The organism is Rhodococcus sp. ZPP, assembly GCF_017656075.1.
Lineage (GTDB): Bacteria > Actinomycetota > Actinomycetes > Mycobacteriales > Mycobacteriaceae > Rhodococcus_F > Rhodococcus_F oxybenzonivorans.
Window position 1 is genome coordinate 841,661 of the sequence record NZ_CP058639.1, and the last position, 25,650, is coordinate 867,310.

The 25,650-nt window shown below is 64.3% G+C and carries 22 protein-coding genes; 9 read left to right on the forward strand and 13 right to left on the reverse strand.

Going from position 1 to position 25,650, the window contains the following annotated elements:
• Window positions 1-75: 75 nt before the first annotated feature.
• From HYG77_RS35140 to fdhD, 7 genes are all read left to right on the forward strand, one after another.
• On the forward strand, window positions 76-978 hold the full coding sequence (locus HYG77_RS35140; protein ID WP_208964149.1) for a hypothetical protein: 903 nt from the start codon (window positions 76-78) through the stop codon (window positions 976-978).
• 113 nt (window positions 979-1,091) lie between these two features.
• Window positions 1,092-1,520 (forward strand): hypothetical protein, encoded by a 429-nt coding sequence (locus HYG77_RS35145; protein ID WP_208964150.1) that lies wholly within the window; start codon window positions 1,092-1,094, stop codon window positions 1,518-1,520.
• Window positions 1,508-1,777: a hypothetical protein gene (locus HYG77_RS35150; RefSeq protein WP_208964151.1), complete on the forward strand. Its 270-nt coding sequence runs from the start codon at window positions 1,508-1,510 to the stop codon at window positions 1,775-1,777. Before HYG77_RS35145 ends, HYG77_RS35150 begins: the two co-directional genes overlap by 13 nt.
• Complete coding sequence (locus tag HYG77_RS35155) at window positions 1,774-2,331, forward strand: hypothetical protein (RefSeq protein ID WP_208964152.1); 558 nt, start codon at window positions 1,774-1,776, stop codon at window positions 2,329-2,331. Before HYG77_RS35150 ends, HYG77_RS35155 begins: the two co-directional genes overlap by 4 nt.
• Window positions 2,332-2,723: 392 nt before the next feature.
• The gene (locus HYG77_RS35160) at window positions 2,724-2,972 is read left to right on the forward strand and encodes a DUF3263 domain-containing protein (RefSeq protein WP_208964153.1); all 249 of its coding nucleotides are present in this window, start codon (window positions 2,724-2,726) and stop codon (window positions 2,970-2,972) included.
• A 44-nt stretch (window positions 2,973-3,016) separates the two neighbouring features.
• Complete coding sequence (locus tag HYG77_RS35165; RefSeq protein WP_208964154.1) at window positions 3,017-5,317, forward strand: FdhF/YdeP family oxidoreductase; 2,301 nt, start codon at window positions 3,017-3,019, stop codon at window positions 5,315-5,317.
• The gene (fdhD, locus tag HYG77_RS35170) at window positions 5,317-6,144 is read left to right on the forward strand and encodes a formate dehydrogenase accessory sulfurtransferase FdhD (RefSeq protein ID WP_208964155.1); all 828 of its coding nucleotides are present in this window, start codon (window positions 5,317-5,319) and stop codon (window positions 6,142-6,144) included. The genes HYG77_RS35165 and fdhD overlap by 1 nt, the downstream gene beginning before the upstream one ends.
• 745 nt (window positions 6,145-6,889) lie before the next feature.
• Here the strand turns inward: fdhD and HYG77_RS35175 are convergent.
• The 13 genes from HYG77_RS35175 to HYG77_RS35235 form a co-directional block, all read right to left on the reverse strand.
• A complete protein-coding gene (locus HYG77_RS35175; protein ID WP_208964156.1) occupies window positions 6,890-7,693 on the reverse strand; it encodes an alpha/beta hydrolase in 804 nt (267 codons plus the stop codon).
• A complete protein-coding gene (locus HYG77_RS35180) occupies window positions 7,690-8,895 on the reverse strand; it encodes a CaiB/BaiF CoA-transferase family protein (RefSeq protein ID WP_208964157.1) in 1,206 nt (401 codons plus the stop codon). The genes HYG77_RS35175 and HYG77_RS35180 overlap by 4 nt, the downstream gene beginning before the upstream one ends.
• Before the next feature lie 155 nt (window positions 8,896-9,050).
• Window positions 9,051-10,631, reverse strand: a complete 1,581-nt coding sequence (locus HYG77_RS35185; protein ID WP_208964158.1) for an AMP-binding protein — start codon at window positions 10,629-10,631, stop codon at window positions 9,051-9,053.
• A gap of 107 nt (window positions 10,632-10,738) precedes the next feature.
• Window positions 10,739-12,559, reverse strand: a complete 1,821-nt coding sequence (locus HYG77_RS35190; RefSeq protein ID WP_244461512.1) for an AMP-dependent synthetase/ligase — start codon at window positions 12,557-12,559, stop codon at window positions 10,739-10,741.
• Between the two features lie 14 nt (window positions 12,560-12,573).
• Window positions 12,574-14,169, reverse strand: a complete 1,596-nt coding sequence (locus HYG77_RS35195; protein ID WP_208964159.1) for an aldehyde dehydrogenase family protein — start codon at window positions 14,167-14,169, stop codon at window positions 12,574-12,576.
• A 137-nt stretch (window positions 14,170-14,306) separates the two neighbouring features.
• Window positions 14,307-15,482, reverse strand: coding sequence for an FAD-dependent oxidoreductase (locus HYG77_RS35200; protein ID WP_208964160.1), 1,176 nt, complete (start codon window positions 15,480-15,482; stop codon window positions 14,307-14,309).
• Between the two features lie 3 nt (window positions 15,483-15,485).
• A complete protein-coding gene (locus HYG77_RS35205; protein ID WP_208964161.1) occupies window positions 15,486-15,680 on the reverse strand; it encodes a ferredoxin in 195 nt (64 codons plus the stop codon).
• Window positions 15,681-15,717: 37 nt separating this feature from the next.
• Window positions 15,718-16,947, reverse strand: a complete 1,230-nt coding sequence (locus HYG77_RS35210; protein WP_208964162.1) for a cytochrome P450 — start codon at window positions 16,945-16,947, stop codon at window positions 15,718-15,720.
• Window positions 16,948-16,980: 33 nt separating this feature from the next.
• Window positions 16,981-17,811 carry a mycofactocin-coupled SDR family oxidoreductase gene (locus HYG77_RS35215; RefSeq protein WP_208964163.1) on the reverse strand — a complete coding sequence of 277 codons (831 nt, stop codon included), beginning with the start codon at window positions 17,809-17,811 and terminating at the stop codon, window positions 16,981-16,983.
• 305 nt (window positions 17,812-18,116) lie between these two features.
• A complete protein-coding gene (locus HYG77_RS35220) occupies window positions 18,117-18,530 on the reverse strand; it encodes a hypothetical protein (RefSeq protein WP_208964164.1) in 414 nt (137 codons plus the stop codon).
• A 108-nt stretch (window positions 18,531-18,638) separates the two neighbouring features.
• Window positions 18,639-19,808: an acyl-CoA dehydrogenase family protein gene (locus tag HYG77_RS35225; RefSeq protein ID WP_208964165.1), complete on the reverse strand. Its 1,170-nt coding sequence runs from the start codon at window positions 19,806-19,808 to the stop codon at window positions 18,639-18,641.
• Between the two features lie 17 nt (window positions 19,809-19,825).
• Window positions 19,826-20,623: an enoyl-CoA hydratase-related protein gene (locus HYG77_RS35230; RefSeq protein WP_208964166.1), complete on the reverse strand. Its 798-nt coding sequence runs from the start codon at window positions 20,621-20,623 to the stop codon at window positions 19,826-19,828.
• The gene (locus tag HYG77_RS35235) at window positions 20,620-22,548 is read right to left on the reverse strand and encodes an NAD(P)/FAD-dependent oxidoreductase (RefSeq protein WP_208964167.1); all 1,929 of its coding nucleotides are present in this window, start codon (window positions 22,546-22,548) and stop codon (window positions 20,620-20,622) included. The genes HYG77_RS35230 and HYG77_RS35235 overlap by 4 nt, the downstream gene beginning before the upstream one ends.
• A 449-nt stretch (window positions 22,549-22,997) precedes the next feature.
• Here HYG77_RS35235 and HYG77_RS35240 point away from each other — a divergent pair, with 449 nt between their 5' ends.
• The gene (locus tag HYG77_RS35240; RefSeq protein ID WP_208964168.1) at window positions 22,998-24,494 is read left to right on the forward strand and encodes a carotenoid oxygenase family protein; all 1,497 of its coding nucleotides are present in this window, start codon (window positions 22,998-23,000) and stop codon (window positions 24,492-24,494) included.
• Window positions 24,494-25,639, forward strand: coding sequence for an acyl-CoA dehydrogenase family protein (locus HYG77_RS35245; protein ID WP_208964169.1), 1,146 nt, complete (start codon window positions 24,494-24,496; stop codon window positions 25,637-25,639). Before HYG77_RS35240 ends, HYG77_RS35245 begins: the two co-directional genes overlap by 1 nt.
• Window positions 25,640-25,650 lie beyond the last annotated feature (11 nt).

A 25,650-nucleotide genomic window follows, 5' to 3' on the forward strand; every position in this document is an offset into this window, starting at 1 on the left:
ATTGTAGAACGCGACGACTACTTCCATGATCGAGCAGACAGTCCGTACTGGAACGAAGCCAGTTGGTTCTCGTTCATGGTCCCCGAACGCGATATCGCCGGATTCGTATATTTCTATCATCGTCCGAACATCGGGTATACGGTTGCCGGCGTTGCGGCGTGGGACCTCCACGGCGCGGAGACATACGATTGTCTCCTCTACGACTGGGGAGAAGCTCACCGACTCGAGGCCGGATCCGAGATGTTCGATTTTCGTCTCGACAACGGGTTGACTGTGGAACTCGTCGAACCCTTGAGAGAGTACAAATTCACCTACAAGGGAACGAACTCGTTCAACAGTGACGTTGAACTGGATCTGACCTTCACTGCTCTCACTCCGCCTCATGACGCGGGAATGCCGAGTGGACTTGAGGAGTGGGGTAAGGGCCACTACGATCAGCCCGGCCGTATGGTGGGGCACTTGGCCATCGATGGTGAGGTCATTGACGTGGATTGTGTCGCGCAACGTGACCGATCCTGGGGTATTCGGAATATCGTAAACAACCCTCGCGGCCAGATGATCTGGGGCGTGGGAAGCAAATGCGCTTTCCACGCTCTCGCCATCAGCGACATACCGCCGGCAGATGATCCGGTCATCGGGACGTCCGAGCGAGTGATCATCGGCTACTACCTCAAAGACGGCGAATACGGAAATCTGGTCGGAACATCGAGCACGATATCGGTCACCGAGCGTGATATCACAGGCCGCCCGGTGACCTATCAGCTCGATGCTGTCGATGACCGCGGACGGAAACTGTCCGCAACCGGACGAGTACGCAATATGCTCAACTGGCAGGGGTATTCGTGGTTGATGACCTTCTGGTCCCTCGTGGAATGGGAAGTCGATGGCCAGAAAATTCTGGGGGAGGGACAGGACTACTGGCCCCTTCACCAGTCGCGCACCTTCATGCGCTCGCAACGAGTGGTCCACACCCGCTAACCTCAATCTTTCGCACGGGCAGGGTGTCGACCTAAGCATCTTCGGATTGGGTGGGGCGACCGTGGATCGGGTGTGCGGGCACGGTGTGTCCTGAATTGGCTCACGCTTCGGCGGTGAACGGTCACTCACCGCTGGGACCGGTCTCGGTCGACGACCCACCGCCGCCGACGAGACGAATCGTCTCGGCCGGTGGTGTCGACGCCCCGGACACGCGATTCATCGAGGACCAGGTCGTTCTCCTGCCCGAATGGGACGAGCGCGCCGAGCGAGTGCGGCACGACCACTGTGCCGTGCACGTCGCACCTCGTCGAGCAACTGGCCCGGCGCTGCCCTTACGCTCCGTCGACGTCCGCCGCATGCAGCGGGCCCTGCGGCCGTTGACCCGCGGAGTCGGCCCACCGCACCGCGACCTCGCCGGCGCCGAACTGGACGTCCACGCCGTCGTGCGGCATCGGGTCGATGTTCGCGCGGGCCGGGACGACGGTCGCCAGGAAGCGTTGTGGCGGGCTCGCGGTCGCACCGCCCGCAGGTGGTCCTACTGACCCTGGTGGATCACTTCGGCTCCGGCGGAGACGATGAGGACGCGTTGCGCGCCGTGGCGCAGGCAACGACCACGTGGCTCGCTGCCGCAGCAGATCTCGGTATCTCGTCGTCCGCCTTCGCCTTCCGATCCCACGGGCGTTCGAGCGTGCAACTGACGCCGGTCCAGCGTGACGGCCACCGGCTGGGTTCGGCAGGGCGGGCCCTGCCAGGCCGATCCGGAACGAAGCGGCTTCACCGTGCGCAAGACCGCGGATGACAGGCACCTTCGCCGACCAGATCACCCAGCTGCATGCGATCCGCCGGGGCACGTCGATGGAGAACCAGCCCGTCTACATGGCGGTGCTGACGGCCAACGGCGCGAGCCTCGCCCCGGAGGGGCAGGAGGTGGTCTACCTCGCCTCGAACGTCCCGGCCTTCCCCCACGACGGATCTGCCCGGAGGAAGCCCTGGTACTCGGAGGCAATCATGCGGTCCGTCTCGGCTCACCTCGATGGGCTCGACACCGAGATCGGCGGCATCGAGACCAGTCCCGGCGACCTGATGACTGACTTCACCGCACCTAACGCGTCGTACTTCCATGTCGACATGACACCCCTGCGGCTGGCGATGAACCGGCCCGCACCGGCCGGGGCGGCTACCGGTCGCCGGTCGTCGGATACTTTCACGCCGGTGCCGGCTCTCACCCCGGCGGTGAAGTCAGCGGCTGGCCCGGCCGCCTCGCGGCCGAGACCGCCCTCGGGCAGCACTAGTAGAGTGATGCCGGCGCCCGGCACGGTGGAACCCGCGCGTGGGGCCTCCACCCGCTACTGAGCGCACTGGCCCGCGGCCACCGCAGCCTCATAGCCTCGTAACCGGGTCCTGGTTTGTTGTTCGTGCTGTGCGCGCGCACCACACACATCCGCGGAATCGAGTGTCTCGGAGATGATCCTGCCTTTCCGCCGACTAAAGCTCGGCGTGTCGGCCCGATCAAATCAACCGACTACCGGGAGGCCCCACAGGGCTGGCGCTGTCTGTGCTGTTGGAGCTTCCTGTCTGGGGTTCGCGGCAGTGATCAGCGGGTTTCGTTGACAAAGATTAGTTGCCGCTTGTAACTTATGAGACGCATCGGCTCAATATCGAGGATTTGCATGGATCGATCGCCGGTGTCTGCCGCCTCGGAAAGATGCCGTTGTTTGGGTGCGGCGAACGAGAAAGGCCCGTAGATGGACCAGTTTGATGCAAATATCCTCGAGTTTGCGCGGCGTTGGTTGCCCTACGGCGGCCCGACTGCCGACGACATCTGGACGGAGTTCGGGATGACGACCGTCAGATATGAACAGCAATTGCTGACGCTGCTCGACAGCGTCGATTCTCGCCGGATGCCGAGCGACATACGCGCACATTTGCGCGCTCAAGTGGTGGAACGATCGATCCGGCGTACCGCACGAGCGAAGGCTGCATCGCGTCGCTAGGGACGCCCACGTCCAGTATCCGTTTCCTCGAGGTAGGACTGTTGATGGAGTACCACGTGTCGGAGGCCGACGAGCCTCAGCTGACCGTCTCCGCCCCCATGTCCTATGCGGCGGGTGTTCCTGCGGTGTTGGTGTCGTTGCGCCGCGGGTTGGAGCAGATGGGTCCGGTGCGCACGGCCCGCACGTTGTTCAAGCTGAATCAGCGGGACGGGTTCGACTGCCCGGGGTGTGCGTGGCCGGAAACACCGGGGCACCGCAAACACGCCGAGTTCTGTGAGAACGGGGCGAAGGCGGTGGCGGAGGAGGCGACCACCCGGAAGATAGGGCCGCCCTTCTTCGCCGAGCATTCGGTGGCGGAGCTGCTCGGTAAGACCGAGTTCTGGTTGGGGCAGCAGGGCCGGCTGACGCATCCGATGGTGCTGCTGCCCGGGGGAACGCATTACGAGCCGATCGGCTGGGACGCCGCGTTCGCGATGATCGCCGGGGAACTACGCGCGCTGGGATCGCCGGACGAGGCGGTGTTCTACACGTCCGGGCGCACCAGTAATGAGGCGGCGTTCGTGTACCAGTTGATGATTCGAGCGTTCGGCACGAACAACCTGCCGGACTGCTCGAACATGTGCCACGAATCGTCCGGGTCGGCGCTGGTGGAGACGATCGGGATCGGGAAGGGCTCGGTGACCGTCCCGGATATCGAGAACGCCGACCTGATCCTGATCGCCGGCCAGAACCCGGGCACCAACCACCCCCGCATGCTCTCCACCCTGGAAAAAGCCAAAGGTAACGGGGCGAAAGTAATCGCGATCAACCCGTTGCCGGAGGCGGGACTGCTGCGGTTCAAGGACCCCCAGAAGGTGCACGGGGTGGTCGGGAACGGGGTGCAGATCGCGGACGAGTTCCTACAGATCCGGATCGGCGGCGACCAGGCCCTGTTCCAAGGATTGGGCCGGCTCCTGCTCGAGGAAGAGGACCGCAACCCGGGCACGGTGATCGACCGCGACTTCATCGACCGGCACACCGCCGGATTCGACGACTATGCCGCCGCCATCCGGCGGGTCGATCTGGACCTTGTCGTCGAGGCTACTGGGCTGACCCTCGAACAGATCCAGCAGACGGCGCAGGCACTGATCGTCTCGAAGAAGACGATCATCTGCTGGGCGATGGGGTTGACCCAGCACACGCACGGGGTCGCGACCATTCAGGACGCGGTGAACCTGCTGCTGTTGCAGGGGATGATCGGCAAACCCGGGGCCGGGGTGTGCCCGGTCCGCGGGCACTCCAACGTCCAGGGCGATCGGACGATGGGGATCTGGGAGAAGATGCCCGAACCCTTCCTGACCGCGTTGGACACCGAGTTCGGGATCCGGTCCCCCCGCACACATGGGTGGGATGCGGTCGACTCGATTCGGGCGATGCGGGACGGGAAGGCGTCGGTGTTTGTCGGGATGGGCGGGAACTTCGTCTCCGCGACCCCGGACACCGACACCACCGAGGCCGCCCTGCGTAACTGTGCGTTGACGGTGCAGGTGTCGACGAAACTGAACCGCTCCCACCTGGTGACCGGGCGAACCGGGCTGATCCTGCCCTCGTTGGGCCGCACCGACAAGGATGTGCAGTCCGGGCGCAAGCAGCAGGTGTCGGTGGAGGACTCGATGTCGGTGGTGCATCTGTCCCGCGGCAGCCTGCCCCCGGCCAGTGAGCATCTACGCAGTGAGGTCGCGATCGTGTGCGGGATCGCCCAGGCGTTGTTCGGGCCCGATCACCCGGTGCCCTGGCAGGAGTTCGCCGCCGACTACGACCGGATCCGCGACTGTATTGCCCGGGTGGTTCCCGGGTTCGCGGACTTCAACCGGAAGGTGCGTGCGCCCGACGGGTTCGCCCTGCCGCATCCACCGCGGGATGAGCGCCGGTTCGACACCAGCACGGGGAAGGCGAACTTCACCGTCAACGCACTGTCCTGGCTGCCGGTGCCGGCGGGGAAGCTGATCCTGCAGACCATGCGGTCGCACGATCAGTACAACACCACCATCTACGGTCTCGACGACCGTTACCGCGGCGTCAAGGGCGGCCGGCGGGTGCTGTTCATCAACACCGACGACCTTGCCGCACTGGGCTTCACCGACGGGGATCGGGTGGATCTGGTGTCGGAGTGGACCACCCCGGACGGCACCGTGCAGGAGCGGCGGGCCGGCGATTTCCGGCTGGTGCCGTATCCGACGCCGGTGGGGAATGTGGCCGCCTACTATCCGGAGACGAATCCGCTGATTCCGCTCGATCACGTGGCGGCGGTGTCGAATACTCCGGTGTCGAAGGCCGTGCTGATCCGGCTCGAGCGGCGGCCCTGATGGGGCGGGTGACGCTGCGGACCCCGGTCACCCGGATCACCGACACCCGGCAGTCGACCCGCCCGGACACGGTGGTGGTCGAGGAGCCGCTCGAGATCCGGGTGAACGGGACCCCGCTGGCGGTGACGATGCGGACCCCGGGTTCGGATGTGGAACTGGCGCAGGGGTTCCTGCTGACCGAGGGGATCATCGCGGACCGGGCGGATATTGCGTCGATCCGGTACTGCAACAGTGTCGACGAGCACGGGGTGAACACCTACAACGTTCTCGACGTCGACCTCGCCCCGGGGATCTTTCTGCCCGACACCGGCATCGAACGCAACTTCTACACCACCTCCTCCTGCGGGGTGTGTGGGAAGGCGTCCCTCGACGCGATCCGGCAACGCACGAAGCATTCCCCGGCCACCGACCCGGTGCGGGTGCCGTCCGCGACGATCGCGGAGCTGCCGGACCGGCTGCGGGCGGCGCAGAAGGTGTTCGCCAGCACCGGCGGGTTGCACGCGGCCGGGTTGTTCACCGCCACCGGGGACCTGCTGACGGTCAAGGAGGACGTCGGCCGGCACAACGCGGTCGACAAGCTGATCGGCTGGGCCACCGAACAGGGCCGCATCCCGCTGCGGGGAAGCATCCTGCTGGTGTCGGGGCGGGCGTCGTTCGAACTGGCCCAGAAAGCGGTGATGGCCGGGATCCCGGTCCTTGCCGCCGTGTCCGCGCCCTCCTCGTTGGCGATCGACCTCGCCCACGACACCGGACTGACCCTCATCGGATTCCTCCGCGGCACCACCATGAACATCTACACCCACCCCCACCGCATCAGCGGCACTTGAGGACAGATCGGTCGGAGCCATTCTGATCGTCTCGTCCGAGAAACTTATTACATCGAACGCAGCCGCGGCAGGGGAAGTCTTCATCGAGTTGAACGCCGTATCGCGGCCCCACGCAGATGGATGTTCGCAGCGCAGCGGAACCGGACCTTGCACGAGTGGTCGGGCGAGCGCGTCACCGGGAACAGCCTGGAGCCGACGCCAATCGCTGGTTCACGTTCACAACCTCCAGCTTCCTGGTGGGCCCGCCACACGGAGCTGCAGCTCACAACGGATGCACGTTTATTTCCGGGGGAGGGGACTGACGGCCTGGCGGTTGGTGAGGTCGACTCGGGAAAGGCATCTGGCCGCGCTGGGACAGGGTCAGGAATCGCAGGGCCGCATCGCCCCGATTGCACAGGACTTCCCGCGCCTGTCGGCAGCCATATTGGTGTGATTTCCACCGGATTCGCATGCCTGCGCGGTGACCCGCCGGGGAGCGCGAGTAGCGATGGGGAGAAGTAGCTGGGAGGTCAAGATTGACAATCGTCACGCCGGATTGCCGGACTTCGCTCGGGTGCTGTTGCGATTCTCCTGCGCTCGGCGGTGTGGAGGTAGCAGGATGCCGACGTGGGCGGTGGCCTCAGAGTGTATGCCGGACAGGTCCGTGGTCAGCAACCTCAACTCATACGTTTCTATCCTGGATGCCACCCTCAATCCTGACACGTCTAATCGATAGTTGCTGCATTCCCGTTTATTTGGATACCAGTCAGTCTTGAATGAAGTCCAATAGCGCATGTTCGAACTCGGCGGGTGCCTCGAGCATCGGGTAATGACCGCACCTGTCCAATTCGACGAGGCGGGAATTGTTCAGTTGTTGGCGAAGCCACCGAGCCCCTTTGGCTGAGTGCACCGGATCGTGCGCACCAATCACCTGCAGCACAGGCTGGCGCACTTCGGGCAGCAAATTTGTCTGATCGGTCGTGAGCATCGAGTGGTAGCAGGCCACAGCTGCCCAGGACGGCATCTGCAACGAGATTGCGTGCAGCCATGAGATCACCTCGGGGGTAGGGGCTGCCGCGAATGCACGGACAAGGGTCGCGCGGCGTGAGGCGGCGCGATCCTGCTCCTCGTCCCGAACGAGCTCGGGGAGAACAGCATCTGCCGGCGCACCGAACGGGAATTGGGGAGTCCGAGCGGCGCTGACTGCATTGGAACCCGCAAGGACGAGCCGGCTGACCACATGCGGCGAGATCGCGGCCGCGGCGAACGCGACCTGACCGCCGAAAGAATGGCCCACGAGCGTGACGTCCGCAAGACCTAGGTGATCCAGGACCGCCGCCAAGTCGCCGGCCAATTCACCTATGCCATAACCGGCGAGCGGCTTGTCTGATCTGCCGTGTCCGCGCTGATCGACGCATAGGACGCGATGACCGGCGGCGCACAACACCCGAACTTGGCGATCCCACAATGCTCCGTCGAGCCCGAACCCGGCCACCAGTACGATGGCAGGGCCCTCACCCAGATCCTGAAGGTAGAGCTCGGTGCCGTCGTCGACTGTGATGCGCGTCATCTTCTGTCACCGTGGTTCAGGTGCACTGTCTGGGCGGCGTGATCGGGCACGGTGACTACACCTGCAGCCACTAATGCATCCACGTCGATGATTCCGAGATCGCGCAAAACCTCTACGGTGTGGGCACCGGGAACCGGTGGGGCGGTCGGTAGGGGTGGCACGGTCCGGCTGAAGCGTGGTGCCGGGGCGGGTTGGCGAATCGATCCGACCTCGATGAAGGTGCTACGCGCCCTCAGATGGGGGTGCTCGGGTGCCTCGGTCAGGGACAGGACCGGAGCGACACATGCGTCGGTGCCTTCGAATATTTCTGACCACTCCGTCTGTGTGCGCGACGCGAAGGCGTCGCGGATGGCAGCGCGCAGTCGCGGCCACTGACGCGGATCACTCCTGTCGGCTACATGCTCCGGAAGTCCCAGGATGTCGGTGAACAATGCGTAGAACTGAGGCTCGAGCGCTCCAACGGCCATCCACCCGCCGTCGGATGTGGCGTAGGTGTCGTACCAGGGCACACCGGTGTCGAGGAAGTTTGTTCCGCGCTCGTCGTGCCATCGCCCCGATGCCATCAATCCGTGCAGGATTCCGGTCAGCGACGCCGCACCGTCGACGATGGCAGCATCGACGACTTGGCCTCGGCCTGACCGCGTGGCTTCCCACACGGCGGCGAGGATTCCGACTACCAGGAACAATGACCCGCCGCCGAAGTCGCCAACGAAGTTGACCGGGGGTACGGGTCCTTCGTCGCGTCGTCCGATCGAGGCGAGGGCGCCGGTGATGGCGATGTACCCGATGTCGTGCCCAGCGGCGTGAGCAAGTGGCCCTTCTTGCCCCCACCCGGTCATCCTCCCGTAGACCAGTCGAGGGTTGATCGAGCTGAGATCCTCAGGGCCCAGTCCGAGCCGTTCGGTCACGCCGGGCCGGAACCCCTCGATCAGCACGTCCGCATCAGCGGCGAGCTGCTTGACCACATCGACGCCCGCGGGCGACCGCAAATCGACCACGATGGACGTCCGGTTCCGACGAAGAACGTCGGACTGGGGGTCGATGCCGCTCACTGGGGGGCCGGGCTTTTCGACGCGAATGACCTCGGCGCCGAGGTCGGCCAGAAGCATCGCAGCATAGGGTCCAGGCCCGATGCCCGCGAGCTCAACAATTTTCAGCCCCGTCAGCGGCCCGGAGCTCGGGGCGGGCATGGTGTCGGTCATGGTCTTATCTCCTCGCTGGCGCGGTGGCCCGATTTCAGGACCACCGGCGTACTGTCTGGGTGTCTAATTCGCCGTACTGCGCGGGCGTTACTCACCAGTGAATTGTGCGGTACTCCGGTTATCGATGCGCTGAAAGGTGATGTCTCCGAGCGGCATTATCCTGCCGCGTTCGGGTTGGGGTCGTTGCTGCTGACTCGTCTGCGGAGTTCGCGCCGTAGAACTTTGCCTCCTGCGTTCACCGGCATTTCGTCGATGGTGATCACCTCGAGCGGCACTTTGTACGCGGCGAGGTATTGCCGACAATGCGCGCGGATACTGTGAGCATCCACGTCGCGGTCGCGGCGGGGAACGATGAACGCCACGACGACTTCCCCCCAGAGCTCGTCCGGAGCGCCGATCACAGCGGCCTGGTCGACGTCTCCATGGCGGCAGAGGACGTCCTCGATCTCGATCGGATAGATGTTCTCCGCACCGCGGATAATCATGTCGTTGCGCCGTCCCGCGAGATACAGGTAGCCCTCGTCATCCATGTAAGCGAGGTCGCCGGCTCGAAACCATCCGTCCTGCACTGCTTGTGCCGTCTCATCTGGTTGGTCGAGGTAGCCGGACATGGTCTGTGCGTTGCGGGTGACGATTTCCCCGATACTTCCCCGGGGAACTTCGTCACCATCCGCGTCGAGTAACCGGAGGTCGACACCGTATGCGGGCTTGCCGATCGAGCCGAGAAGGTGCTCGGCGCCGGCCGCGGCCCGCCGGTGATCCGCCGATCCGAGGACTGTCTGAAGTCCTGTTTCGGTTCCTGCACCGAAGGCATTGACGAAGTCGCACTGAAAGACCTCGAGTGCACGGCGGAGGACCGTCGGGGGCATCGGCGCGGCGCCGTAGATGATCGACCGCAGTTGCGCATAGTCGGATTGTTCGACGGCTGGGTGCGCGAGCAGGCTGGAGATCATCGTGGGGACCAGAAAACAACCGGTGAGGCCACCGTGCTGCATCCACCTGAGCACCTCGTCGACGTCGAACTGCGGCAGAATCAGGGTCGGAAAGCCGCGCCAGGCGTGCATGAGGACGGGACTCTGGCCCCCGATGTGAAACATCGGTGACGAGGAGTAGCGAAACTCGTCCGGCTGAATCTCGTAGTCGAGTGTGATCGCAGTGACCAGATTCTTGATCATACGCTGAGACTGGAGGACGCCCTTCGGTTTACCGGTCGTTCCGCTGGTAAAGGCCAGCCCGACAATCTCGTCGTCCCCCACGCCGACTGCCGGTTCCACGTCCCGACCTTCGGCAACGAGTCTTTCGTAGGACATGAATCCCGCTGCCTGTCCGTCGAAGAGCGCCGCGAGTCGTAGATCGGCAACCTCGGACAGCAACGGAGCCACATGCTCGATGTACCGCGAATCCGTGAATAATGCTGCAGGAGCGGCGATTGTGAGAAGGTCTGCGGTTTCCTCGGCGGCCAGGCGATTGTTGAGCGGGACATAGATGCAACCCAGTTTCAGGCACGCGAAGATCACTTCGGCGTAGCCGATACCGTTGACCGCGAAGATGGCCACCCGGTCTCCGCGGCCGATGTCGTGTGCGGCGAGTGCGTCCGCGAGTCGATTGACCCGGCTGTTGACTTCCGCGAAGGTCCATTGGCTTCCATCCCCAACGATAAAACATGCCCGGTCGGGGTGCCGTTGGGCTGACAGCCGGAGGAAGTCACCGGCAGCGGGTCCGACCGTTGTGGGCATGACGTCTCCTCATGAGAAGGATGTGAGGCGGCGCCGGCGAGCGGCCGGGCTGATCTCCCCGGGCGCGAGTTGGGGAGATCAGCGTCGCCGGAACGAATGTGATCGGATCAGGCGAGGTAGAGAGCTTCGATCTGATCCGCATACTTGCGATGGATCACGCGCCGCTTGAGCTTGGCGGTGGGGGTGAGTTCCTCGGAATCCGGCAACCACGCCGTCGGCAGGATTGCGAACTTCTTGACCTGTTCGTTGCTGTTGAGTCGACGATTGCCGCGTTCGACGGCGGCGGCAATCTCCACTCGGATCTCGGGTGCCTCGACGATTTCGGATTCGGGCTTGTCGTCGAGCCCGAGTCGCTTGGCGTAGACGGCGAGCGCCTCGGGGTCCAGAGTGACGAGGGCGGTCACGTATTTGCGGCGGTCACCGACGGCGACGAGCTGGCCGATCAGCGAACTTTCTCCTTTGATGGTGGACTCGATGGTGGCGGGCGACATGTTCTTGCCCGCCGAGTTGATGATGATTTCTTTTTTGCGGTCGACGATGCGGACGAAACCGTCGTCGTCGATGACGGCGATGTCCCCGGTGCACAGCCACCCGTGCTCGTCGAATGCTGCGGCGGTCTCGTCGGGCTGTTTGCGGTAGCCGACGAAATTGAGGTCGGCCTTGGCGAGCAACTCGCCGTCGTCACCGATCTTCAACTCGACACCGGGCAGCGGTTTGCCCGCGGTGCCTGCCTTGAAATCCTCGACGCGGTTGAAGACGTTGAGTGATCCCTCGGTCAGGCCGTACGCCTCGAGCATCGGCACTCCGACAGCGCGGAAGAACACCGAAAGCTCGGGGGCCGAGGGGGCCCCTCCGACGAATGCGGCCTTGATGCGGTCCAGTCCGAGTCGACCGAGGAGCGGCCGCAGAAGCGTCAATGCCTGCTGGTGCTCGGTGAGGAGTCGGGTGACCTCGGCGGGGTCCGCATCGGAGCCGGTCTGCGCCGCGAGCACAGCCTGCTTGCCGGTCTCGAGGGCGGCTTGCAGGGCACCACGATGAGTATCGTCAGCTTCGTTGGCGATCATCAGTTCGATCGCTACCTGCAGTTTCTCCCACAAGCGGGGCACGGAGAAGAAGGCGTCGGGGCGGTGCTTGGCCAGCGCAACGGGCACCTGTGCCATGTCCGGGCAGGCCGTGATCGAAGCACCGTGGGCGAGGGCCATGTACTGCGAGGTGATCCGGCCGCCAGCGTGGGCCATGGGAAGGAAGGAAATGATCCCGATGGACGGCAGAGGAAGCGCTGCGGCCAGTGCGCGCTGCTGCGCCATCACCGTCCGGTGGGACCACTGCGCGCCCTTGGGGGCGCCGGTGGTCCCGGAGGTGAAGATGAGGGTGGACAGGTCTTCGGCGCGCACGGCGCGCCACGCCGCATCCAGGTCGAACGCTGGATCCGCTGCCCCTTCCACGTCACCGAGGGTGAGTGTGTCCGGCACATCACCGTCCACTACCACGATGTGGCGGACCTGGTCGCCGAGCGCGGCAACCGCAGCCTGCACCTTGTCGAGGAAGGCGAGTTGCGTGACGACGAGCGTGCAGTCCGCAATTCGGAGCTGATGCTCGATCTGCTCGGCCGGGGAACTGTTGAAGACCGCGAACGGCACCGCGCCGATGTGGTAGGCCGCGTAGTCGACAAGATGGCACTCGACGGTGTTCGGGAGGATGATCGCCACGGTGTCACCGCGGCCTACACCCAGTCCGGCCAACCCGGCGGCGAGGGAGCGGACGCGCTCGTCGAGTTCTCGCCAGGTGTAACTGACGTCCTCGTCGATTGTCCGCAGTGCCGTCTGGTCACCATACATCGCGACGACCTGCTGGAAGGCTTCTGGAATCGTGGCCGCAGCGAGTGGGGTGTTCTCGACTCGGGCGATGGTGTCGGGGTAGCTGGTCACATGAGCTCCTGGGTTCAGCGGGCAGATCGAGACGAGCTGTGAGCGTCGTTGGGACGCAGTCCCAGTCGACGTCGCCAGTCGTGCAATCCGGTGAGGCGAAGGGCGCGCTCGACCAGCGCTCCCTTGGCGGGGGAGTAGGGGTACCAGTGCATCTCGTTCTTGAGCGGAAGCCGCTCGCTGACGAACGCCTGTTGCCTGGTGAACTTGCGGACTCCGTTCGGTCCGCCGAAGCGGTGCCCGAGTCCGGACTGCTTCCAGCCGCCCATCGGTAGTGGGAACTGGAAGACATTGGTCATGGCATTGTTGATGTTCATGCCGCCGGACTCGATTCGGCTGCCGACGCGACGACCGCGAGACGGCGAGGACGTCCACACACTGCCGGCGAGGCCGTAGACCGAGTCGTTGGCCAGGGCGATCGCCTGATCCTCGGAGTCCACCTTCATCACCGGTAGAAGCGGCCCGAACGTCTCTTCCCGCATGCATGCCATCGAGTGGTCGACGTCGACGAGAACGGTCGCGGGGTAGAACAGGCCTTCGTCGGAGCGTCGGCCACCGGTGAGGACGCGGGCTCCCTTGGAGACTGCATCCGCAACGTGCCGCTCAACGAGCTCGAGTTGTGCTTCGGTGGCCATCGCACCGTACTCGGCCGCGAACGCACCTTGTGCGTCGTGCCCTTGGCGCAGAGTGCGGACCTCGGCGACGAGCCGGTCGACGAACTCGTCGTACACCGGGCTTTCGGCGTAGATACGCTCGATCGCCACGCAGGATTGGCCGGCGTTGAAAAGGCCGCCCCAGACCGCGCCGCGGACGGCACGGTCGAGGTCGGCGTCGGAGAGCACGATCATCGGGTCCTTGCCGCCGAGCTCGAGGCTGGCGGGAATCAGCCGTTCCGCAGCCCGTATGCCGATGGCACGCCCGGTCCGTGTCGAACCGGTGAACTGGATCATGTCGACCGCGTCGACGACCGCTCGCCCGGTCGGGCCCCGCCCGGTGGCGCACCCGAGCACCGGGGGAGCGCCGATTTCCTCGTTCCAGGCGCGCACCACCTCCGCCCATGCAAGGGGGACGATCTCCGAAGGCTTGGTCAACACGGCAGCCCCCGACATGAGTGCACCGGGAACATCCATCATGGCCATGGCGAGGGGATAGTTCCACGGCGTGATGATCCCGACGAGCTGGTAGGGGCGACGCAGAATTCGCAGCTTCTTGTTGAACGAGGCCGGTCCGTGGATTCGGCGCCGTTCGTCGGCGAGGAACTTCTCACCGTGCTTGGCGTAGTAGTTGATGACCTCGACACAGACCATCAACTCGATCGACGCGTCCCCCCACGACTTTCCGCCCTCGCGGTGCACCAGGCCGAGGAGGTGATCTTTGTTGTCCACGATCCAGTTCAGCCACGCCAGCAAATGCTTCGCCCGCTTCTTCGGGCCCAACGCCTCCCACTCGGGCTGGGCCGCGCGCAGCCGCGTGGCCAACCTGTCGACCTGTGCGGGTGTCATCGCTTCGACGGTGGCGACCAGCTGGCCGGTGGCGGGGTTGACGACCTCGAGGTCGGCGGTGTCGGGTGTCGGGCCGCCGGTAGCGTCGGTACCGACCTCGGTCTGTGTCATGGGTTCCTCCGGCAACGGGCTCGAGTGGCGAGCTATCTGATCAAAGATGGTGACGTGGGCCACAGTAAAAGCCATATTATGAGTTTACTGATCTCAAATTAACGGCGAGTGGGACGCGATGCCGCACCCGCGCGACCTCAGGCAGGGATGGATCGCAACGCGCGCTGGTAGCCGAGTACGGCCTTGGTGGCGTTGAAGCCGATGGCGCCGACGACCTCGCTTCCGCGCCGGGCTTCGATGACCAGGGAATTGCGGTCCGCATCCTCTGCCACAACGGCGAGTTCGTCGGCCCCGCGCAGATAACCCACCGATTTGATTTTCACGTCGTACTGATCGGACCAGAATGCGGGTACCGATGTCAGTGGTTTTCTGTCGGATCCGTCGAGGACCAGATTGGCGGCGACCCTATCGGCCATATCGCGGGCGTTGGACCAATGTTCCACGCAGACGTGCCCCTCCGAGTGGGGGTGTATCCAGGCCGCGACGTCCCCGGCCGCCCACACCCCGGCAACGGGCGTCCCGGAGCGATCCAGTGCCTGGCACAGGGGGTCCACGCGCACGACACCGGAGTCGACGTCGAGGGGTGAGTCGGCCAGCCACTCGGTGTTCGGAACCGAACCGATGGACACGAGCACGAGGTCCGCGTCGAGCACCTCGCCGTCGCCGAGGCGGACGCCGGTGACGTGTTCTTCACCCTCGATGGCATCGACCGACGCCCCCAGTCGCCAGCGGACACCGTGACGCTCATGCAACTGTCGTGCGCGGGCGCCGGCCTCGGGGCCGATCACCGGCATCGGAGCATCGCTGACATCGACTACGGTCACCTCGACGTCACGTGCCCGCAGAGTGGCCGCGACCTCACAGCCGATGAAACCGGCGCCGATGATGACCACCCGACTGCGCGGCACTGCCGCGGCCGCAAAGGATGCCACGTCGCCGAGTGAGCGGAGGGTGAAGACGCCCGTGGCGGGTGTCCGTCCCGGCCATGACCGAGCGCGGCGTCCGGTGGCGATGACGAGGTCGTCGAACGACTGTTGCGTGCCGTCCCCGAGGATGACGGCACGCCGATCGAAGTCGACCCCGTGCACCGGCACCCCCAGACGCCACGTCAGATCATCCGTGCGACCGGGTAACCGGCACTGATCGTCGGTGACGTTGCCCGCCAACAACGCCTTGGACAGCGGCGGACGGTCGTAGGGCAAGTGCTCCTCGTCCCCGATCAGGGTGATCGCGTCCGTGAAGCCCGCATCCCGTAGCGACCGACCGACCCGGAAACCGGCCAAACTGGCTCCCACCACAACAACATGTCGCATACGTCAGTCCTTGACCAGGATGGCCGCGACCGGGCACAGGCGTGCCGCGGCCTCCACCTTCGGGCGGAGTTCGTCCGCCGGTTGGTCGTCCAGCAGGATGACCGCGTCGGAGTCGTCGTGGAGGTCGAAGACCTCCGGGGCCTCGATGACGCAGTCGCCGTGCATCTCGCAGGCGGCGAAGTCGACAGTGATCTTCATGGTGCTCAGTCCTCGGGTACGTCGGTACTGGCCCGCCTCAGGCGGGGGTGATGGTGACGGGAAGCTCGTACACTCCCCGCGAGTAGTTGTCCTTGACGTAGGAAATGTCGCCTACTTGTTCGATGTCCTTGGTGCGCCGCAGCAGTTCCTCGAGCAGGATTTTCATCTCGAGCGTGGCCACGTGCTTGCCGAGGCACTGGTGCGGGCCGCGCCCGAAACTGACGTGGGGATTCTTCTCCCGCGAGAGATCGAATGTGCGCGGATCGTCGAATGCTCGGGGATCGAAGTTGCCGGCCGTGAACAACATGAGGACGATATCGCCCTCTTCGATCGTCTGCCCGTGCAACTCGTGTGTCGCGGTCGCGGTGCGCACGAGGTGCGTGAACGGCGACGCGATCCGCACGAACTCCTGGATAGCGGTGTTCGGAATGTCACTCGCCCGCTCGCGGAGCCATGCCATCTGCTCGGGGTTGCGCAGCAGCGAGTGCATCCCGTGGGACAGTGCGGTGCGGGTGCTCTCGGCGGCGCCGCTGGCCAGCAGTGCCACGTTGCCCAACACCTCGTCCTCGCTGATGACATCGGCGGCGGCCACGATGCGGCTCATGACGTCGTCCCCGGGATGCTGGCGTTTGAGTTCCGCGAGGTCGCCGGCGTAGACCATCAGATTGCCGATGGCCTCCATGACATGATCGAAGGACGGGGTGATGCGCTCGTCGAACGGCGCTGCGAAGGTGTCGACCCAGCCGAAGAACTTCGGTCGGTCCTCCGCCGGAACGCCGAGCACATCCCCGAGGGCCTCCATCGGCATCGCATGACCGATGTCGTGGACGAAATTGAACGTGCCCATCTCCAGGGCGCGGTCGACGATCGTCACCGCGTACTCGCGGAACTTCTCCTCGAGCTTGCGGACGAAGGCCGGGGTGAAGCCCTTGGCCAGGACCCCACGCTGTTCCTTGTGCTTGGCCCCGTCCATCGTGAGCATCGCCGGCATGCCGCCCATGGTCGGGTCGATCGGGGTGACCTTCCACGCGTTCACGTAGCCCCGGTCGGCTGCGTACAACTCGCTGTTGCGGTCGACCGCCCAGATGTCCTCGTTGCGGCTGACCACCCATGCCCGGTCGATGAGCATGGGATCGTTGAATTCGTGCCGGTAGCACGGAGTTTCGTCTCGGAGCTTGTCGTAGGCGTCAAGCGGAAGACCGAACGTCGACGGGTCACCGGAGGCATACACCTCTGGATCGAAGACGTTGATGGTGGTGGCGGGCATAGGTATCTCCAGGTGTGCTGAGACGAATCAGGATCAGCGGGCGGTGAAGCCGGCGTCGACGACCACGGTCTGACCCGTGACGAACTGCCCGGCGTCGGAGACCAGGTGCATGATCGTGTTCGTCACGTCCTCCGGCAACAGCATGCCGTTGTCGTGCACGGGGAGCGGGTTCTGCAGGTTCTCGGCGATGGTCGGGAACTCCTGCACGAACCGGCCGAAGGCCTCGTTGAGGATCATCGGCGACGCAACTCCGGTGGGGTGGACGGTGTTGACGCGGATCCGCTCCGGTGCCAGCTGCAGTGTCCAGGCGCGCATGAGGCCGACGACGCCGTGCTTGGAGGCGATGTACCCGAGCACTCCCGGCGATCCGTCGGACATCCCACCGACGAGGCCGGCGGTGGAGCTGGTGATGATGATCGAGCCGCCACGGCCGCCCGCGCGGAGGTGCGGGATCGCCGGGTTGACGGTGTTGTACACACCCTTGAGCATGATGTCGATGCCGGCGTGCCAGGCTTCGGGCATCAGCCGCTGTTCGCCGGTGATGGCCATGATGCCGGCATTGGCGAGGACGATGTCCAGGCGGCCGAACTCCGCCACGCCGTCGTCGACAACCTTCTTCACCGCCTCGGCGTCCCGCGCGTCGGCCTGCGCCGCGTGGATGCGCTGTCCGGTCTTCTCGACGAGCGCAATCGTCTCGTCGAGGTCCTCCGGCGTCGCCAGCGGATACTCCACGGACGGCTCGTCGTGGCAGATATCGAAGCCGATGATGTCCGCGCCCTCCTCGGCCAGGCGGACCGCGTGGGACCGGCCCTGACCGCGTGCGAGTCCGGAGATGAAGGCAACTTTGCCGTCAGCGAGTCCCATGTCGATTCCTCCTTGAGGCCGCAGATTTTACGAAAATGCGGCGGTTGTTCCGATTGATTGCGAGTAGCGCAAGATTGATTTGAGAGCGTGTCTCTAGATGTAGATGTAGATGTAGATGTAGTAAGTGACGCCCACCATACTAGTTAGTGCCACTCACTTTGCGCAATAGGCGTCGTAACCTGCAATGTGACGAGGGTGAACTGGCCGACAAACAGAGCGGCCCGCAAGAACTTCAACAGCCGTGACGCCTGCGACATGGTGCCGTGGGATTCCGGTCACTTGTCGATGGATTGAAGCTGGAGCCATCAGGAGTCGGTGGGGCGGCCGAGGCTCTCCAGATGTGCTCGGTACTGCGTGTAGGCGGGCTGCAGCGCCGGTACCAGTCCCATGAGCTTCGTGACCCCGCCCTGGACCTTGATCTTCTTGCGGGCGAGGGAAACTGGAAGATTCAGCTTGCCCAGCCAGAACTTGTGCCCGTCGTCTCCGCTCATGAGCAGTTCGACCTCCGGCTCCCGGGTCTCCGCCTCCGTGCCGTAGCTGAGGACCGCCGGATCCTGGGTGGCATCGAGAAGGAACACCGCTTCGGGATCGTGGTGACGGATACGGAAGGACGTGTTCGCCTTGACGAACTTCGGCCCGACCTCGGGGTCGGCGGTGAGCCGTTCGTAGAACGGCACGAAGACCTCGTAGATCTCCTCGGTGGACTGGTAAGTAGCCATGAGTCTCCTCGCTCGGTGGGATGTGGAGAAAAGTTTTTGAGATGTACTGTTGCATTAAAAGGTGACGGGCGTCACTTGTCAAGTGCCGGCAGTGCCGGCAGTGTCGGCTCACGTGCGAGGGCCCGCCCGCAGCCCGAACGTTCCGGCAATGATGTCGCGCTGGATCTCGTTGGTGCCGGCGTAAATGGTCGGGGCGATGCTCAACCGAAGATGTCGCTCCATGCCGTATTCGACGGAGTAGCCGTAACCACCCATCATCTGCACCCCTTCGAGGGCGATTTTCTTCGCCGTCTCGGTGACCTTGACCTTGGCCATCGATGCCGCTCGCATCCGTTCAGCTGCCGATCCGGCTCCCGATTCGATGCGGCGTGTGGTCGCATAGGTCAAGGCGCGGGCGGACTCCAATTCGATGGCGAGGTCCGCGATGCGGTGTCGGAGCGCTTGAAAGGAACCGATTTTGCTGCCGAACTGTTCCCGTTCGGTGACGTACGCGAGGAGATCGTCAAAGGTTCGCTGCGCCATGCCGAGTCCCTGTGCGGCGCAGACCAGCCGTTCACCGTTCAGCCCGGACATGAGCTGCTTCCACGCGTGGCCTTCCTCGCCGATCACCGCCGAGGCCGGCACTTCCACGTTGGTGAAGAACAGATCATTGACTTCGCTACCGCCCATCGTGGCGATGGGCCGGATCTCCAGTCCCGGTGCATCTGCCGGGATCTCGAGCATGGTGAGGCCGTCGTGAGGACGCTCGCCTCGCGACGTCCGCGTCACGAGAAGGATCCGTGTTGCGAACTGTGCATCCGAGCACCAAGTCTTTTGACCGTTGATGCGGAACCCGGTCTCCGTGCGTTCTGCTTTGCATGCGATTGCCGCGGCGTCCGATCCGGCGCCCGGCTCGGAGATACTGATCGACATGACCTCGCCGGCGCAGATGGCGCCGAGGACATCCTTCTTCTGCTGTTCCGAGGCGTAATGCCTGTAGATGCCGGCCGCGGTGTGTGATGTGCCCGCGCCGTGCACCGGCGCCAGGGCGCGCCAGAGCTCTTCGAAGAGCAGGACCTGCTCGGTCAATCCGCCACCGCTGCCGCCGTATTCCTCGGGGATGGACACCCCGAGGTAACTGGTGCGCGCAAGTTTTTCGTGCAGCCCCTGGTGGTGTTGCTCGGTGCCGCCATCGGTGAGTGCGGCTAGTTGCTCTCGGCTCCCGCATTCCTTGGTGCAAAAATCCCGCACTGCGGCCGCGAAGTCCCTCTGCTCCTGGGTGAATCCGTACACGTCCATGATGTTCGTCGTCCCTTTCAGCCACCCGCCCAGAGCGGGGCTCGTTTCTCCAGAAAGGCTGTCATTCCTTCCACACGGTCCTCACTGGCGAAGGCCAGTTCCATCAGTCGACGCTCGACCTGCATGCCCGCGGTGAGTGACGTTTCCTCGGCCGCCAGCACTGCCTTCTTCGCCAATCGAGTGGCAAGCGGAGGGCCTGCCGCCACTTGCTGCGCGAAGGCGACGGCTTCCTGGCGCCAGGTCTGCTCCGGAACGACCCGGTTCACGAAGCCCAACCGTTCGGCTTCCTCGGCGGTCACGGCACGACCGGTCAACACCAACTCCATGGCTTTGTGTTTTCCCAGGGTCCTGGCAAGACGTTGGGTGCCGCCTCCGCCGGGCATGATGCCTACCTTGATCTCGGCCTGGGAGAAGCGGGCAGTCGCCGAGGCGACCACGATGTCACACGCCAACGCCAGTTCACATCCGCCCCCGAAGGCCGGCCCGGAGACCGCAGCCACCAGGGGAACCTCGATTTCGGTGAGACGGAACCAGAATCGACTTGCCTGGGCCGCGAGAACGTCACTCAGGGGGCGATGTTGCATCGACGCGATGTCGGCGCCGGCGACGAAGGCGCGGTCGTGTCCGGCGATGACCACCGCTCCCACACCCGGATCGGTGTCGAGTGCGCGCAGTTCGGTCAGGAGGGCATCCATCATCTCCGGGGAGAGCGCATTGAGTACGCGGGGCCTGTTCAGCTGCACAACAGCCACCCGGCCGTCACGTTCGACCGAGACCAGTGCTTCACCGACCTCGTCGGGTGTCGTAATGGTCATCGTTCCTGCACTTCGGTCGCGGTCCCGACCTGGTAGTCGTCCGGGCGGAACTCCAACGTTCTCTTCCAGTAGTCGAGGTACTTCCAGGGGCTACTGATGACGACACGGCCGGCGTCGTTGCGGTACCAGTTCGTCATTCCGGGATGGGCCCAGACCGAACGCGCCAGAGCGTCGTCCAACTCGTGGTTGTATGTCCAGAACACATCGTCGCGCACTTCGAGGCTCGACACCTCGTCCTCCATCAGTGTCCGCAACGCCTGCATGAAATAGCGAACCTGGAGTTCGGTCGCGATGACGGCACTGCCACCGTGCCCGGCGTTCGTGTTGGGTCCGTTGAGAATGAACATGTTGGGAAAGTCCGGCACGGTCACTCCGAGGTAGGCGCGCGCGTCGTCCTTGCCCCAGGTCTCGGCCAACGTCTGACCCGAGCTACCCCGGATCTCCATCGGCCACAGGAACTGCAGGGCCTTGAATCCGGTGGCCAGAACCAGCACGTCGACCTCGTACTCCCGCCCGTCGCGGGTGACCACCGAGTGGGGCCGAACCTCCGCGACCGCATCGGTCACCAGCTCGACGTCATCACGTTTGATGGTGGTGAACCATCCGTTGTCGATGAGTGGCCGCTTGCCGTACGGCGGATAGTCCGGCAGGCATGCGTCGATGAGATCGGGGCGGTCGGCGAGCTGGCTTTCGATGTACTTGGTGAGAAACTGGCGGTGGTTTTCGTTGCTGGCGTTGACCGAGCGCTCCTTGTGCGGCCATGCGGGGTCCACCTGGACCTGCGGATGGAGCCGGTCACTGAAATTCCAGAACGCGCGCAGGCGGTACCAGGCCGCATAGAACGGCACCTCTCTCATCACCAGGCGGACCTTCTCGCTGACCGAGCGGTGGTAATTCGGGTGCGGAACCGCCCACTGCTTGGACCGCTGGAAGACCACGATGCTTTCGGTATCGTCGGCGATGGACGGGACCAACTGCATCGCGCTGGCACCGGTGCCGATCACGGCGACACGCTTGCCCTTCAGGTCCACAGACGCGTCCCACTCGGCGGTGTGCATCGTCGGGCCCGCGAAGGACTCGAGGCCGGGAATGCTCGGAGTTGACGGCCTGTTCACCATGCCGACAGCGGGCACCAGGATGTTGCCGGCGACCCGCTCCTGCGCGCCCGAGCTGTCGCGGGTGACTACGTGCCAGGTCGCCGTGTCCGTGTCGTAGTCGGCACGCATGACTTCGACGCCGAATTTGATGTGCTGACGGATGTCGTACTGGTCCGTCAACCGGTCCAGATAGGCCCAGACCTCGTCACGTTTGGCGAAGTACCGGGTCCACTCGGTGTTGGCGTCGAACGAGAAGCAGTACAGATGTCCCGGGGTGTCGACTCCGCACCCGGGGTACGTGTTTTCCAGCCAGGTTCCACCGACCGTGTCGTTCTTCTCCAAAATGGTGAAGGGGATACCCGCCAACTTCAACTTGAATGCGGCGCAGAGACCAGAAATGCCGGCACCGATGATGAGGACGTGGAAACCCTCCGGTGCGGCGGGGAGCTCGATGTCGCGACTGTGCAGTCCCAATTCTTCCGCGAGTAAGGGGCCGTACTCGCCTGGCACCTGCTCGTCCAGCGCGACCGCCAACATCTCCGACACCTCGTCGACCGAGAGTGCGGATGGCTGCAGCGCGCCGGTGCGGAAGGCCTCGGCAGCTTCCAGGGCGGCCTCCCGGATCTCGTCCTGCACGGATTCGGGGAGACCTCCGGAGTCGTTGTCGTCGAGCCCCTTTGGGCGGGCGGGCCGATACGGCGGCTCCAGCCACCGCCGGTCACCCGTCAGGTGCACCAGCGCCATCAGGAGGCTCGGGATGTTGGCCTCTTGTAGGGCGTCCCGCAGGGCGAGGTCGGTCCCCTGGGCGGGAGCTGCAGCTTGGGTCATGGAGCACGCCTTCCGTTCGCTCGATCGGCCGCTATGCCGTGAAAGATTCAGAACGACCGTTCAGATGCGCCGGCCGTTCAACGATGGTTTGGGCAAACCATCGGCAACCTCATTTATGAGGCGAGACGTCTCAATAGTAAGCAGGCTGGGCGGGTGCGGTCAATCGCCCCGTGATTGCGCAGGTGACGCGGCGTCGGTGCGGGAGAATGACGGAAAGCGGCCCCCGATCCTGCGGCGTACGGGGTGCCGCCTTGTGCGACCCGCCGTCCCCGGCCAAGTCTCGGATTGCGGCGATTTCAGAACGATCGTTTGCCAATGGGCGTAAGAGTGCTATCTTGCAACTATTCTGAAATTAGTCGCCTCAAAAATAGGCACCGCCGGGGCTTTGACGTACACGAGCCTCGGTCTCTCGGGCCGCGGAAAAGCGGCAGGATCTGGAGGAGTGAAAAATGGGTTATCCACTGCCCGACGAGACAGCCCTGAAGGGGGCATTCACGCCGATGCGTTTCGAGGCCACGGTGGAGGAGTGCATCGTCAGCCAGGGCGAGATTCCCCGGGAGCTGTCGGGAGGCTTTTATCGGACCGGGCCGACGTGGAAACGACCCACCGAGCAGGGCACCAACCCGCTGCTGTCGATGGATGGCATGGTCCAGGGCCTTGTCCTCGACAATGGTCGCGCCGACTTCCGGAACCGGTGGATCCGCACCCCCAAGTACCTGTTGGAGGAGACGCACCAGCGCGGCATGTTCTCCTGGACTGACGGTGGCTTCCATGACTGGCGGGATTTCGCGTACGGTGACGTCGAACGCAACCGTTTCAACCGGTGCACACCTCAGGGCACGAACAACATCAACATCTTCCCATTCGCCGGTGAGATGGTCGCCGCCGGTGAGCAGGGCGGCGCTCCCATCGCGATCGACCCGCTCACGCTCGAGACCAAGGGCATTGTTCCCTGGTCGACACAGCTTTCCACCGGCTTGCACGAGAAAGTCACTTACGGCGACGCATGTTTCGCCGCGCACCCCAAGTGGGATCACGAGACCGGTGTGCTCTACGGCTGGAACTACCGCGACACCGCACCCTTCGTCACCATGCATACCGTCCACCCGGACGGGACCATCGACAGCCGCGATCTGTGGGATGCGCCATATAACACTGTGGCCCACGATATTTGGCTGACTCCCGAATGGGTGGTGATGCCGTTCCAGCCCTTCACCATCGACAAGGCAAAGATCACCGACCGCAAGCTCGGCATCTGGGGCTGGGACGAATCCCTGCCCATCGTGATCGCGCTGATCCCTCGCGACGACGTCAACGCGAAGGTTCGCTGGATCAAGACCGACCTCCCGGCCCAGTACGTCATGCACACGATGTCGGCGAACGTCGAAAACGGGAAGTTGACGCTCGACGCACCGATCTTCAACCGGCCCCCGTTCCCCTTCGAACAGGACTTCGCCGAGGGTGACGACATCGCCCTGTTCTTCTCGATCGCCAAGAGCTACCTGGGCCGTTGGACGATCGACCTCGACACCGGAGCTGCGAAGATGGAGCAGCTCTCGGATCGCCCCTCCGAGTTGCCCAAGGTGGACGAGCGTTTCTACGGCAAGGGCTACACCTGGGGTTTCCAGGTCGGCGGTGTCGTCAAGCGCAAGGGAATGTCGATGAACAGCCTGGTCGTCACCAACATGAAGACGATGAGCGATCAGGTCTACCAGATCCGTTCCGGTGAGCCGGCCGCAGTGCTCGAGTCGACGTTCGCGCCCCGGTCCCCAGATTCGCCCGAAGGCGACGGATTCATCATCGTCCCCGTTTCCTGGTGGGCGGACAAGCGTGGCGAGTACCAGATCTTCGACACCCATGACATCACGCAGGGCCCCGTCGCCACCATCGAGCTGCCGTTCGCCATGGGGTGGACTCCGCACGGTCACTGGATGGACTTCCGCTGATGGCGGTGGTTACCGTCCCTCCTGACCGTGCGGTCTATACCGAGGAACATCACGCCTTCCGGGACCGGGTGCGCCGGTTCCTCACCGAGGAGGTCGTCCCCGAGTATCCGTCCTGGATCGAAAACGGTAGGCCCTCCAGGCGGTTCTGGGTCCGTGCCGGTGAGCTGGGAATCCTCGGTGTCGGTATCCCCGCAGAACTCGGGGGGCTACCGGACTCGGATTTCCGCCATAGTGCGGTGGTGACCGAGGAGATTCAGCGTCTCGGTCTGGCAATCGGTGGGCTTCGTGTGCAAACCGACATCTGCGTGCCCTATCTGTTGCATAACGGTTCGGAAGCGCAGTGCAAGCACTGGTTGCCGAGGCTGGCGTCGGGGGAGACGGTCGTCGCCCTGGCGCTGTCGGAGCCGGGTGCCGGGTCCGACGTCAAGTCGATGAGAACGCGTGCGGTCCGTGATGATGACCATTTCGTGGTCAACGGCGCGAAGACGTTCATTTCCAATGGCAGCATCGCTGATCTGGTCATTCTGGCGGTTAAGACAGATCCGGCGGCGGGCAGGGACGGGATCACCCTGTTGCTTGTAGAAACGTCGACCCCTGGCTACGAGGTTGGCCGCAAGCTCGACAAGATGGGCTTGAGAGCCCAGGATCTCGCGGAGTTGTCGTTCACCGACATGCGGGTTCCGGTGGGCAACGTCCTCGGTGAGGTGAACGCCGGGTTTTCCTACTTGACGTCGAATCTCGCGGCCGAGCGGTTGTCGATTGCGGTCAATTCGCAAGCGGCCGCGGTCAGCGCACTTTCGTGGACGGTGGACGCGCTCGCGGGCACTCGACCCACTCAGGATGCAAAGTTCACTGTCGCGGACTGCGCCGTCCAGGTGGCCGCCGGGCAGGCTCTCATCGACCAAGCGATGGTCCGTCTTTCTGCCGGCTCGCTCTCGGGCGCCGACGCTGCGGCCGCCAAGTTGTTCTGCACGGAACTGCAGAGCCGTGTTGTGCGGGCGTGCCTGGATTTGCATCCGCCGGACACCGCCTATCGGTCATCGAGCCGTATCGGCCAAGCGCACCTCGATGGCCGGGTGAGTCGGATCTACGGGGGTTCGTCGGAAATCATGAAGGTCATCGTCAGTCAGCATCTGGGGCTGTGACGAGATGGTGA